The organism is Candidatus Pelagibacter sp. HIMB1636 (assembly GCF_052047675.1).
GTDB lineage: Bacteria > Pseudomonadota > Alphaproteobacteria > Pelagibacterales > Pelagibacteraceae > Pelagibacter.
Map to the genome: position 1 here is coordinate 1,034,505 of NZ_JBNAJP010000001.1, position 13,143 is coordinate 1,047,647.

Consider the following 13,143-nt stretch of genomic DNA (forward strand, 5'->3'; position numbering starts at 1 on the left):
CTTTTAGTTAACATTAATTATTTTTGATTTTTTTTAGCAATGTCTCTTCAAGATTTAAATTTTCACTTGAAATATCATTCTCATTGACTTCATCTTCTACGATGAGTTCCTTTATACTATTAGTGGGCTTTTCTTCTTCAATGTTTTGTTTTGGTTTTGGTAATTCATTGTAATCTGGAGGCATGGTTAGTGGCGCTTTCTTTTCTACTAAAAACTCATCACTACTGTTTTTCTTTTGATTTGTAAAAGCCTTCTTAACAGTTCCACATGAAGAGATTGTCACAAAAAAAACTAACAATAAAAAAGTTCTAAAAATTTTATTCATTTTCTTTTTTATTATTACCAGTAAATTCTAAAAATATCATAAAAATCACTCCTAAAGTTATAAATATATCTGCTACATTAAATATGAACCAATGAAAATTTTGAAAATGAAAATCAATAAAATCTGGAACAGATTTGTAATATAATCTATCAAATAAGTTACCTAAAGCACCTGCAAAAATCATAAGTAATGAATATTTTTTTATCCCATTATGCTTAAATGCATAAAAAAATAAAAAAATTATAATTAATAAAATAATTGATGACAGTACATTATAAAAAAAACTACTTCCAAAAGAAAACAATCCAAATGCTATTCCTTCGTTCCATATAAAATGGATATTTAAATATTTTGAAAAATATATCTCTGAAATTCCTGTTTTTTCATAAAAACTAATTACATATAATTTAGATACTCTATCTATTGTAAAAATGAAAATAATTGTAATTAATTCGTATAAATATCTTTTAAAAAAATTTCTTAAAATCATTAATTGTTTTTAGGACAATTATCTCTATCACACTTCTCTTCTTTTATTTTCCAACACATCACACACTTAATTCCTTTAGCTTTCAATGTTTTAACAACTGTATCTATATCTTTTTTATATGTCACGGATGCTTTAGAAGTTATGCAGAGCTCAGAAAAATCTATATTTTCACATACACTTTCTAGCTTATTATTTAATTGAATATTTATTTCAGCTTCAAGGCTTGAGCCAATTTCTTTACTAGCTCTTTTTTCCTCAATACTAACATTGCAAATATTTCTAATTTTAATTAATTCATTCCACTTTTCATTAAGTGAATTATTTTCAAAACTACTTGGCAATTCCACAAATTTCTCTAAGTGAATGCTTTTTTTATTTTTAAATAACATTCTATAAATTTCTTCTGTTGTGAATGACAAAATTGGAGCAAACCATCTTAATAGTTTGTCTAAAATAATATTTAGTACCAAAATTGTTGATTTTCTCTTTTCAGAGCTTTTGGCATCACAATAAAGAGTATCTTTTCTTATATCAAAATAAAAGGCAGATAAATCTACTGTACAGAAATTTAATAATTCTTTGTATAAATTATGAAAATCATAATTTTGAAAATATTTTTTAAAGCTATTATTTAAATTAAATAATTTGTGCAAGATATACTGTTCTAATTCTGGAAGATTTTTTACATCAATCTCATCAAAATTAATTTCTTTAAAATCATCATTAAGATTTCCTAATAAATATCTAAATGTATTTCGAATTTTTCTATAAGAGTCTGCATGCTGGTCCAAAATCGAATAATCAATTCTTAAATCTTCTGAGTAGTTTGAAGATGCCACCCAAATTCTAAGTATATCTGCACCATATTTTTTCAATATATCTTCTGGTGCAATAACATTTCCTAGAGATTTAGACATTTTTAAACCTTTTCCATCTACCACAAAACCATGAGATAAAATTGACTCAAATGGGGCTCTCCCTCTTGTGCCACAAGACTCTAACAAAGATGAATGAAACCAACCTCGATGCTGGTCTGATCCTTCTAAATACATTGATGCTGGCCATTTAAGGTCATTTCTTTTCTCTAATACAAATGAGTGGGTTGAGCCACTATCAAACCAAACTTCAACAATATCACTTAATTTATCATAATCTTGTGCTTTATATTTATCGCCTAAAAATCTTTGCGGATCGTCTGAAAACCAACAATCAGATCCCTCTTTTTCATAAATTGATGCAATATTTTCATTGACTTCATCATCAACTAAAATTTCTTTGGTTTTTTTATTAACAAAAATAGGTAAAGGGACACCCCACACTCTTTGTCTAGAAACGCACCAATCAGGTCTAGTTTCGATCATAGATTTTAATCTTTCTTTTCCCTTGCTTGGATAAAATGTTGTATCATCAATGGCTTTTAAAGCTTTGTCTCTTAATTTATGACTTTCCATAGAAATAAACCACTGAGGTGTTGCTCTATGAACCAATGGTGCTTTTGATCTCCAAGAATGAGGATAAGAATGAACTAGCTCACCATTTGATAATAAATTTTTTTGCTCTTTAAGTTTTTCAATTACTATTGGGTTAGCTTTAAAAATATGAATACCTTCAAATAATTTTACATTATTTGTATATTTCCCATCACCATCAACTGTCTCTATTGCTTTTATTCCATTATTCAAACATAAATTAAAATCATCTGGTCCATGACTTGGCGCACAATGAACTATTCCTGTGCCCTGCTCTGTCGTCACAAATCTTGCTTCTAACATTGGGATCTCAGTTTCATAACCTAAGTTTAAAAAGGGATGATTACAAATAGTATCCTTGAACTCTTTTCCTTTAAACTTTTTAATCTCTTTATAATTTTTAATTCCACATTCTTTTATGACTGACTCAAGTAAAGCTTGTGCGACAACTATTTTTCTGTTTTGAAAATCTCCCTCATCATTAACTTGCAATAAAACATATTCTAATGCTTCATTATAAGCTAAAGCTTTGTTTGCAGGAATCGTCCATGGTGTTGTGGTCCAAATTATAATTTCACTTTTTTCTAATTCTTTGATCTTAGACGACCTTACTGGAAACGAGGTATATATAGTATCTGACTTATGATCTTGATATTCTACTTCTGCATCAGCAAGTGCAGTTTTTTCAACAGTTGACCATAAAACTGGTTTGTAACCTCGATATAAACTTCCTTCTTTAAGAAATTTTCCTAGCTCTCTTACTATTTGAGCCTCCGCATCAAAGCTCATTGTAGAATAATAATTTTCCCAATCACCAACTACGCCTAATCTTTTAAATTGACCTTTGTGAATTTCAATCCATTTTTCCGCAAAAGATCTACACTCTTTTCTGAACTCAACTATAGGAACATCGTTTTTATTTTTCTTATTTTTTTTGTATTCCTCTTCTATTTTCCATTCAATGGGCAAACCATGACAATCCCATCCAGGGACATAAATTGAATCTTTTCCATCCATTTGATGAAATTTTACAATTATATCTTTTAAAATTTTATTTAATGCAGTCCCCATATGAATATTGCCGTTTGCATAGGGAGGGCCATCGTGTAAAATAAATTTTTCTTTGCCTTTACTAGATTTTCTCAATTGATCATAAAGATTTATTTTTTGCCAATAATCTAGAATCTCAGGCTCTCTGATTGGTAAATTGGCCTTCATAGAGAAAGCTGTTTTAGGTAAATTTATATTAGATTTACTCATTTAGTTTTTTTTGCAATATTTAAATCAGATTTAATCTGTCTTTTAAGTTGATCAACATTCTTAAATTTTTTTTCTTTTCTAATAAACTTTAAAAACTGCACTGATAAAAGCTTATTATAAAGATTTCCAGAAAAATTGAACAAATGCACCTCAAGTAAGATTTTTTTTTGATTAAATGTAGGTCTATAGCCAAGATTTGCTATTCCACTCAATTTTTTTTGATTTTTTTTTCTTAATACTCTTACTGCATAAACTCCAGGCTGTGCTAGGACATAATCCTTAATATCTATATTACATGTTGGAAAACCAATTTTTTTTCCAACTTGTCTTCCCTTTTGAACTATTCCATCAATGGTCCACTCTCTTCCTAAAAATTTATTAGCTCTATTTAAATTACCTTTTTCAAGTAAGTTTCTTATTATCGTTGAAGATACTATTTTTTTACTTTTTAAAAGTGGCTTTGGTTTAATAACTTTATAATTATAATTTTTTTCATTTTGTATAAGTAATTTAACATCACCTTCTCTTTTATTTCCAAATCTAAAATTATTACTTACAAATATAAACTTGCAATTGAGTTTTTTATATAAAATTTCTTTTATAAATTTAATTGATTTTATTTTGGAAAAATTTTTATCAAATTTTTTTGTAATTATAAAATCTACTTTTAATTCTTTAAGTAAATCTAATTTTTGATTTACAGATGAAATTTTAAAATTCTTCAATGAATTGTTAAAATACATCTTGGGCATTGGATCAAAATTAATCACACCAATTTTTGAATTATATTTTTTTTTATATGATAGAGCTAATTTAAATAATTTTTGATGTCCTAAATGAAGACCATCAAAATTTCCAATTAATATAATTGAATTTTTATGGTGATTATTAATATTGAAATTTTTATATAACTTTACCATTTTAATTCTGTTTGAGTAAAATTAACGATAGCTTCATACTCTTTTGATACTTCAGTAACTCCTTTGTTCTGTATTTCTTCTTTATGAATTCCATTACAAACCAACAAGGAATGGTAATTTAATAAGTTAGCACCTTTTATGTCTGTATTTAAATTATCACCAATTGCCAAAACTTTCTTACCAATATTATCTATAGACTGATTATAAACCTCCGCATGAGGTTTGCCAAAATAAATTACTTCTCCACCCATTTTTTCAAAAACCATAGCAACTGAGCCTGCACACAACTCTCTTATATTTCCTCTATCAACAATTAAATCAGGATTTGTACAAATCATTTTTTTTGTTATGTGTTTTTCAAGCAAGTTTTTATAATAACTTAAATCATCCTCATGCTCATCGAACAAACCTGTGCAAAGTAAATATTCACTTTGATTTAGTTCAGTTGATTTATAATTTTTAAATTCATTGAACAAATCAAAATCTCTAGGAGGACCTATATGAAAAAAATTCTTAGATTTGAAAGATGTTTTTAAAAAATTTAAAGCTGCTTCACCCGAAGTATAAACATGTTTTGTCAAATCATCACTCATGCCCATTTTTTCTAAAAATTTATTTACTGTAGTATTTGGTCTTGGGGCATTGGTTAAAAGAACAAAACTTTTATTTTTTTTCTTTAGTTCATTTAGAGTTGCTATTGCTGAGTTATGTAATTTGACACCATTATGAATAACCCCCCACAAATCTATATAAAAAAGGTCATAATTATCAGCAATTGACTGAAGGCCGTCTAAGTCTAAATTTTTGGTCATTATTTTACCTATAAACCATAATATTTAGATTTTCCTAGCATAATTACTCTGAAAAGATTCTCTTATCTTGAAATAGGCCATGAAATATCTATATGAGGCTCATATTTATATAGAATTATAAAGGAGATTTATGAAGTTTAAACCGTTACATGACAGAGTGTTAATAGAAGTTTTAGACAGCAGTGAAAAAACTGCTGGTGGAATAATTATCCCAGATACAGCTCAAGAAAAACCTCAAGAAGGAAAAGTTGTTGCTGTTGGTGGTGGAGCTAAAACAGAAGATGGAAAAACAATTCCAATGGATGTTAAAGTTGGAGACAAAGTTTTATTTGGCAAGTGGTCAGGAACTGAAGTCAAAATAGATGGCAAAGAATATAGCATAATGAAAGAGTCTGACATTATGGGTATTTCAACTAAGTAATTTAATTTAAAGGAGAAAACAAAATGGCAAAAGTTGTTAAATTTGATGCTGAAGCAAGAGCAGCTATGATTAGAGGAGTAAATATCTTAGCTGATACTGTTAAAGTAACTTTGGGTCCTAAAGGAAGAAACGTAGTAATGGATAAATCTTATGGTGCACCTAGAATTACTAAAGATGGTGTTTCTGTTGCTAAAGAAATTGATCTTGAAGATAAGTTTGAAAATATGGGCGCGCAGATGGTTAAAGAAGTTGCTAGCAAAACAAATGATGAGGCTGGTGATGGTACAACAACTGCAACTATTCTTGCACAAGCAATTGTTAGAGAAGGTGTAAAATACGTAACTGCTGGCATGAATCCTATGGATGTTAAGAGAGGAATTGATGCAGCGGTTGAAGTTGTAAAAGAAAACTTAGTAGCATCAGCTAAAAAAGTAAAAGACAGTGATGAAATTGCACAAGTTGGAACTATTTCTGCAAATGGTGATAAAGAAATTGGAACTATGATTGCAAAAGCAATGCAAAAAGTTGGAAACGAAGGTGTTATCACAGTTGAAGAAAATAAAGGAATTGAAACTGAACTAGACGTTGTTGAAGGTATGCAATTCGACAGAGGTTATTTATCACCATACTTTATTACCAATAGTGATAAAATGACTACTGAGTTAGATAATCCTTTCATTCTTTTACATGAAAAAAAATTAACAAACCTACAACCAATGGTTCCTCTACTAGAAGCTGTTGTTCAAGCAGGTAGACCATTAATGATTATTTCTGAAGATGTTGAAGGAGAAGCTTTAGCAACTTTAGTGGTAAACAAGTTAAGAGGTGGTCTTAAAGTAGTTGCGGTAAAAGCACCTGGTTTTGGTGATAGAAGAAAAGCAATGCTTGAAGATATTGCTATCTTAACTGGAGGTCAGGTTATTTCTGAAGATTTAGGAATTAAACTTGAGAATGTTAAACTTGATGACCTAGGTTCATGTAAGAAAGTTAAAGTAGATAAAGATAACAGTACCATTGTTAATGGAAGTGGTAAAAAATCTGATATCGAAGGAAGATGTGCTTCAATTAAACAACAAATTGACGAAACAACTTCTGACTATGACAGAGAGAAACTTCAAGAAAGACTTGCAAAACTAGCAGGCGGAGTTGCTGTAATCAAAGTTGGTGGTGCAACTGAAGTTGAAGTTAAAGAAAGAAAAGATAGAGTTGAAGATGCTTTGAACGCAACAAGAGCCGCAGTTGAAGAAGGTATTGTAACTGGCGGTGGTTGTGCATTACTTTACGCTGCTCAAGACCTTAATAAGGTTAAAGCAAAAGGTGATGATCAAAAAGCTGGCGTAGAGCTTGTTAGAAAAGCACTTGAAGCTCCAATCAGACAAATTACTAAAAATGCTGGTGTAGATGGTTCGGTAGTTGTTGGTAAATTGTTAGAGCAAAACAAAAAAACACACGGGTACGATGCACAAAGCGAAGAATATTGTGATATGTTCGCTAAAGGTATTATAGATCCTGTTAAAGTTGTAAGAACTGCTCTACAAGATGCTGCTTCAATATCTGGATTATTAGTAACTACAGAAGCGATGATTGCTGACAAACCTGAGGAAAAAGATGCTGCTGGTGGTGGAATGCCTGGTGGTATGCCTGGTGGAATGGGCGGCATGGGAGGAATGGGTGGAATGGGAATGTAATCCCACTACTCTAAAACTAAAATTTAAAAGGCCATCACATGATGGCCTTTTTTTTATGTAAGTTTAAATTATGTCAAAAAGATACAGTGGAAAGTCATTTAAGGATTCGAGTGTAAAAAAGAAACCCAAATTAAGCTTTAAAGAAAAAAGGAAACTTAAAAAAGATAAACAAAAAAAGCCTAATTAATCACAAGTTATTTAAATTTATCAAGACAGTCATGAGTTTTTTTAAGTTTTAATATCAAATTAAATATGTATAAGAGCCACAATTTATGAGCAACAATATAAGAAACATCACAATCATAGCCCATGTTGACCATGGCAAAACTACTTTGATTGACAATTTAATGAAACAAAGTGGATCATTTAGAGAAAATGAAGTTGTTGATGAAAGATTAATGGACTCTGGGGAACTAGAAAAAGAAAGAGGAATTACAATTCTTGCAAAACCTGCCTCGATAAACTGGAATGATTCAAGAATAAATATTATTGATACGCCTGGCCACAGAGATTTTGCGGCAGAAGTTGAAAGAGTTTTGAGTATGGCTGATGGAGCTCTTTTATTAATTGACTCTGCAGAGGGAGTAATGCCTCAAACAAAATTTGTTTTATCGAAAGCATTAAAACAAGGTTTAAAACCAATTGTAGTTATTAATAAATTAGATAAAGCAGATCAAAGAGCTAATGAGGTCTTGGATGAAACTTTTGATCTGTTTGTAAGTTTAGATGCTAATGAAGAACAATTAGATTTTCCTGTTTTATATGCGAGTGGAAGATCTGGATGGGCAGATCATGAGGTAGATGGACCAAGAAAAAATTTAAATCCTTTATTAGACTTAATAGTGGACCACGTTAAACCAGCTGAATTAGATAAGACCAAACCTTTTGCAATGTTATCTACATTGCTTTATTCAGACAGTTTTTTAGGTAGAAGTCTTGTGGGTAGAATTACACAAGGGACAGCAAAAGCAAATCAACCAATCAAAGCTATTAATTTAAATGGTGAAAAAGTTGATGAAGGAAAATTAACAAAGATTTTTAGATATGAAGGAACTAAAAAAGTTCCAATTGATGTTGGAGAAGCAGGAGATATTGTCGTTGTAGCTGGATTAGAAAAGGCAAATGTTGCTGATACAATCTGTAATTTGGAAGTTAATGATCCTATACCAGCAACTCCGATTGATCCTCCTACAATGTCGATTACAATAACTGTTAATACTTCTCCATTAGCAGGAACAGAGGGTAAAAAACTTACAAGTACACAAATTAGAGAAAGATTAGTTCAAGAAGCACAAAACAATGTTGGAATTACTTTTTCAGAAAATGATGGAAAAGACTCATTCGTTGTAAGTGGACGAGGTGAATTGATGTTGGAAATACTTCTTACTCAAATGAGAAGAGAAGGTTTTGAAATGACAGTGAGTCCACCAAAAGTTTTATTTAAGACTGATGAGCAAGGAAACAAACTTGAACCAATTGAAGAAATTACTATGGATTTAGATGAAGAACACTCTTCAAAAGTAATCGACTCAATGAATAGAAGAAAAGGTAAGTTAATTGAACTAAAAGATACCGGTACAAATAAGAAAAGATTGATATTTCATGCACCTACGAGAGGTTTGATGGGATACACAAGTAGATTTCTAACGCTTACTAAAGGGGAAGGTGTAATTAATAGAATTTTCCATGACTACGGTCCTTTTGAAGGTGAAATGGAAGGTAGAAGAAATGGTGCATTAATTGCAATGGAACAAGGAAAAGCAGTAGCTTTTGCAATCTTTAACCTTCAAGCGAGAGGAGAAATGTTTGTTACTCACAATGATCCTGTTTATCCAGGTATGATTGTTGGATTATCACCAAAACCAGGTGACATGATTATAAATGTCATGAAAGGAAAAAAATTAACAAATATGAGAACACAAGGAACAGACGAAAACGTCGTTCTTACTCCTGTTAGAAAAATGTCAATAGCTGAACAACTAAGTATGCTTAACAGTGATGAAGCATTAGAGATTACACCTGAGTCTTGTAGATTGAGAAAAGCAATTCTTGATCCTCATGAAAGAAAAAGAAGTGAGAAAACTAGCGCAGCTGCTTAGTTAAATATTTTTCCAACTAAAAATAATCCTAAAGCTACACAAGGGCCAATTCCAAAAGCAAATATAAGTGTGCCCACTCCAACGGTCCCACCTAAATACCAACCAATAATTACAACAGTAATTTCTAAAGAAGCTCTTACTAAGGCTATAGGTAAATTTGTTGTTTTTGTTAGTCCTGTCATTAAACCATCTCGTGGACCTGGACCAAGATTAGCTACTAAATAAATACCACTACCAAGTCCTACTAAAATTACTGAAAGAACTGCTAATAAGTATTTTGTAAAAAGAGATGAAGGTGGTTGAAAATAATTTAGAGTGAAATCAATCATAGCAGCAATCACGATGATATTAAATATTGTTCCAAGACCTGGTTTTTGTTTTAAAAAAATCCATAAAAAAAGTACTCCTACACTTACAAAAAAAGTTGCTGCTCCAATGGATAAACTAGAGTTAAGCGAAATTCCTTCAGCTAATACTGACCAGGGTGAGTTTCCAGTTGTTGATAAAATTAACAAACCTTCTCCCAAACCAAAAATTGTTAAACCAAAAATTAAAAAAAATGATGTTGAAAATTTTGGCTTAAAGTTCAAACTTTCGTTTGAGCTCCAATTTACTTTTGGAATATTTTTTATAGATAGGAACATTAAATATTGATACTTTTAATTTAATTTTTATTTATATTATTATCATGAAAAAATTTTACACTATTATTATATTTTTTTTATTTACTTTTAACTCAAACGCACATGTTGGTCATTATAATAACTTCAAAAAAATTGAACTTGAAATCTTAAGAAATAACGAAGTTATAGGATATAATAATTATTCTTTTTCTAGGAAAGACAATGAAACGACTGTAAATAATAAATATAAATTTACAGTAAAACTACTTGGAGCAACTATTTTTGAAGTAGAAGGTTTTGGAGAAGAAAAATATTTAGGAGATAATTTAATTTCCTTTAAATCTAAAACACGTCAGAATAAAAAAGAAAAATTTGTAAATTTAATATTAAATAATCAAACGAATAAATTTGATATTCAAGGATCTTCTTTTTCTGGTGAAGCTTCTTCAAAAAATACAATTGGAAATTGGTGGAGCCATAAATTGTTACAGGCAGAAAGCCAAATTAGTCCTATTTCTGGAAGTATAAAAGAACAACTAGTTACATTTATCGGTAAGGAAAAAATCACTATCAATGGAAAAGAATTTGATACTGATCATTTTAAACTCACTTCTAAAGATATGGCACTTCCAGAAGACAAAAGATTAAATTTTGATATATGGCTTGATAAAAAAACTTCAGTGATAGTTAAAGTTACCTATGAAAGAATGGGAAGTTGGGAGTATAGAATTAAAAATATTGAGTAATTTTATCTCTTTATTTTCCTAAAAAGGTCATTAGCACTTATCCATCCCGCTTCTAGCCTAGGTCCAACAAACCAATCAGCACAAACTCCTAAATTAATTTTTGAATTCCAATAACTTTTAATTTTTAAAGGTTTTGAATTTGATGAATACATCCATCCATGATTTAAAGAAAAAAGAACGTTGCTTTTTTTAATACCAGTAAGATCAAAAAATTTATTAATTAATATTTTTGAATTTAAATCTTTATTTTCTTTATTTTTCAAAATTTTTTTATTTGCCCATATTGCTGTGCTTTGAAGTGTCCAAAATTCATAAATACTTTTAAATCTTAACTTACTATTTTCTCTAGCAGCCCAACCTAAAATTTGATCATCAAACAAAAAACTACTTATATTTTTTTTTGTTTTTTTCATTTTTATCATGACAGTAATATTTGCATCCATTTTTAATTTTTTTTTAATAAAAGAATGATTAATAAATTTTTTTGCTAATTTAAGTAATTGAGGATGTGGGCAAGTTAAAATTAGATTATCATAAAATTTATTATCACCATCAGAAAAGGTAAGTTTCCATTTGTTTTTATTATAATCAATTTTTTTTAATTCTTTTTGAAAATTACAATTAATTTTTTTTAATAAATACTTGCTAATATCGTTATTACCTTTTCTGCCAATTATTTTTTGATGGTTTTTATTTTCTTTTATCTTTTTATTTTGAAAAATATGCTGGCCCTTCCAATTTTTTAATATTTTTTTTGCTATGAGTTTTGTTGTGAATTTTTTAAACTCACTAGTCTTAGGGGAAATATATTGAACGCCATGATCAAAGCCTATTTTTTTATCTAACCTTTTAAATGACGATCTCCCACCAGGACCTCTTGCTTTGTCATAGAGGTCTACAGAGTGTTTTTTATTTAATAGATTTGAAATTGTAGCACCAGATATTCCAGATCCAATTACACAGAAAGTGCTCATTTACCTGCAACTGTCATTCCTTCTATCATCATAGTTGGTGAGTTAATGGAATATTCAAAATCTAAATCACTGGCTAAAGTTATATTTTTAAACATATCTTTGAAATTTCCTGCAATTGTTATCTCATTTACTGGAAATTTAAATTCGCCATTTTCAATTAGGAAGCCTGTTGCACCCACTGAATAATCTCCTGTAACTAAATTACTTCCATGGCCTATTGTTTCGGTTACATAAATATGTTTTGAATTACTCTTTAATAAATCTTCAAAACTAATATTTCCATTATCGAAATATAAATTTGTTGTACCACCAGATCTTCCATTTGATTTTAAGTTAAGTTTTTTTCCATTGTAAGTATCGACTAAATAATTTTTTAAAACACCATTTTGTACAAGATTTAAAGTATCTGATTTTACTCCCTCTGAATCAAAAATTTGGGACCCAACACCTTTGTTTATATCGGGTTTATCAATAACATTTATTGTTTCTGTAAATATTTGTTCATTGATTTTGTCCTTAAGAAAAGATGTTCCTCTAGAAATCGCAGATGAAGATATGGCCCCTGCAAAAGCTCCCAACATCCCTTTTGCAATTCTTTTATCGAATATAATGCTTATTTTTTCACTTCCAATTTTATTTGGGCTTAATTTTCTTATAGTTTGTTCAGAAGCTTTTTGACCAAGTTCTTTTGCGCCCTTAATGTCAGATAAATGACGTTTGCTTGTAAATTCATAGTCTCTTTCCATACTATTTTCATCTTTAGCAACAGTAACACAAGATGCACTAAATGAAGATGATTTGTATCCATCACAAAATCCATCACTATTTGCTAAAATAAAGTTAGATTTATTTTCAGTAAAACTAGACTCTGTATTTATGATTTTTTCTTCTGAAGATGCAACGCTCTCAAGTTCTTTTAAATATTCAATTTTTTTTTCATTATCAAAGTGTGTTTCATCATATAAATTTAAATTTTTAATTTCTTTAGCTAAAAGATCTTTATCTGGTAAAGAATTAAATTCATCTTCAGGGGTATTTTTAGTTGTTTCAAAACATTTTTCTATTAGGGTTTTAATGTTATCATCTAATAAGTTTGATGAAGAAATTGAAGATCTTTTTTTTCCCAAATAAGTCTCTATACTTATTGCTAATCCATCTGATCTATTAGACTCGTCTAAAGTATTATTTCTAAAATTTACAGTTTCAGAAATTGAATGACCTACTGTTACACTTGATCCAGTTGCACCTAATTTTTTAGCTAAATCTAAGCAAAATGATGCTTTTGATCTTAAATATTCTTGATCCTTAACCATAAT

At 29.5% G+C, this 13,143-nt stretch carries 12 protein-coding genes; 4 read left to right on the top strand and 8 right to left on the bottom strand.

Annotated elements, in window-relative coordinates; translation table 11 throughout:
- Positions 1-13: 13 nt before the first annotated feature.
- From ACTTA6_RS05415 to ACTTA6_RS05435, 5 genes are read right to left on the bottom strand one after another with little or no spacing between them, the layout of a single operon-like run.
- The gene (locus ACTTA6_RS05415; RefSeq protein WP_440680392.1) at positions 14-283 is read right to left on the bottom strand and encodes a DUF3035 domain-containing protein; all 270 of its coding nucleotides are present in this window, start codon (positions 281-283) and stop codon (positions 14-16) included.
- 34 nt (positions 284-317) lie between these two features.
- Positions 318-815 (bottom strand): signal peptidase II, encoded by a 498-nt coding sequence (gene lspA, locus ACTTA6_RS05420; protein WP_440613760.1) that lies wholly within the window; start codon positions 813-815, stop codon positions 318-320.
- Positions 815-3,544 carry an isoleucine--tRNA ligase gene (gene ileS, locus ACTTA6_RS05425; RefSeq protein WP_440613759.1) on the bottom strand — a complete coding sequence of 910 codons (2,730 nt, stop codon included), beginning with the start codon at positions 3,542-3,544 and terminating at the stop codon, positions 815-817. Before ileS ends, lspA begins: the two co-directional genes overlap by 1 nt.
- Positions 3,541-4,464, bottom strand: coding sequence for a bifunctional riboflavin kinase/FAD synthetase (locus ACTTA6_RS05430; RefSeq protein WP_440613758.1), 924 nt, complete (start codon positions 4,462-4,464; stop codon positions 3,541-3,543). The genes ileS and ACTTA6_RS05430 overlap by 4 nt, the downstream gene beginning before the upstream one ends.
- On the bottom strand, positions 4,458-5,276 hold the full coding sequence (locus ACTTA6_RS05435; protein WP_440613757.1) for a TIGR01459 family HAD-type hydrolase: 819 nt from the start codon (positions 5,274-5,276) through the stop codon (positions 4,458-4,460). Before ACTTA6_RS05435 ends, ACTTA6_RS05430 begins: the two co-directional genes overlap by 7 nt.
- 130 nt (positions 5,277-5,406) lie before the next feature.
- Here ACTTA6_RS05435 and groES point away from each other — a divergent pair, with 130 nt between their 5' ends.
- The 3 genes from groES (at position 5,407) to typA (ending at position 9,484) form a co-directional block, all read left to right on the top strand.
- Complete coding sequence (gene groES / locus ACTTA6_RS05440; protein WP_440613756.1) at positions 5,407-5,697, top strand: co-chaperone GroES; 291 nt, start codon at positions 5,407-5,409, stop codon at positions 5,695-5,697.
- A 23-nt stretch (positions 5,698-5,720) separates the two neighbouring features.
- Positions 5,721-7,385 (top strand): chaperonin GroEL, encoded by a 1,665-nt coding sequence (gene groL, locus ACTTA6_RS05445; protein WP_075506444.1) that lies wholly within the window; start codon positions 5,721-5,723, stop codon positions 7,383-7,385.
- A 272-nt stretch (positions 7,386-7,657) separates the two neighbouring features.
- A complete protein-coding gene (typA, locus tag ACTTA6_RS05450) occupies positions 7,658-9,484 on the top strand; it encodes a translational GTPase TypA (protein ID WP_440613755.1) in 1,827 nt (608 codons plus the stop codon).
- Here the strand turns inward: typA and yczE are convergent.
- Positions 9,481-10,128: a membrane protein YczE gene (yczE, locus tag ACTTA6_RS05455; RefSeq protein ID WP_440613754.1), complete on the bottom strand. Its 648-nt coding sequence runs from the start codon at positions 10,126-10,128 to the stop codon at positions 9,481-9,483. The two genes, typA and yczE, sit on opposite strands and share 4 nt — an antisense overlap.
- Positions 10,129-10,172: 44 nt before the next feature.
- On the opposite strand from yczE, the gene ACTTA6_RS05460 reads away from it, so the two are divergent.
- Positions 10,173-10,853 carry a DUF6134 family protein gene (locus ACTTA6_RS05460; protein WP_440613753.1) on the top strand — a complete coding sequence of 227 codons (681 nt, stop codon included), beginning with the start codon at positions 10,173-10,175 and terminating at the stop codon, positions 10,851-10,853.
- Between the two features lie 2 nt (positions 10,854-10,855).
- Here ACTTA6_RS05460 and ACTTA6_RS05465 read toward each other — a convergent pair whose 3' ends face one another.
- Positions 10,856-11,827, bottom strand: coding sequence for an NAD(P)-binding protein (locus ACTTA6_RS05465; protein ID WP_440613752.1), 972 nt, complete (start codon positions 11,825-11,827; stop codon positions 10,856-10,858).
- A complete protein-coding gene (locus ACTTA6_RS05470) occupies positions 11,824-13,140 on the bottom strand; it encodes a TldD/PmbA family protein (protein ID WP_440613751.1) in 1,317 nt (438 codons plus the stop codon). The genes ACTTA6_RS05465 and ACTTA6_RS05470 overlap by 4 nt, the downstream gene beginning before the upstream one ends.
- Between the last annotated feature and the right edge of the window lie 3 nt (positions 13,141-13,143).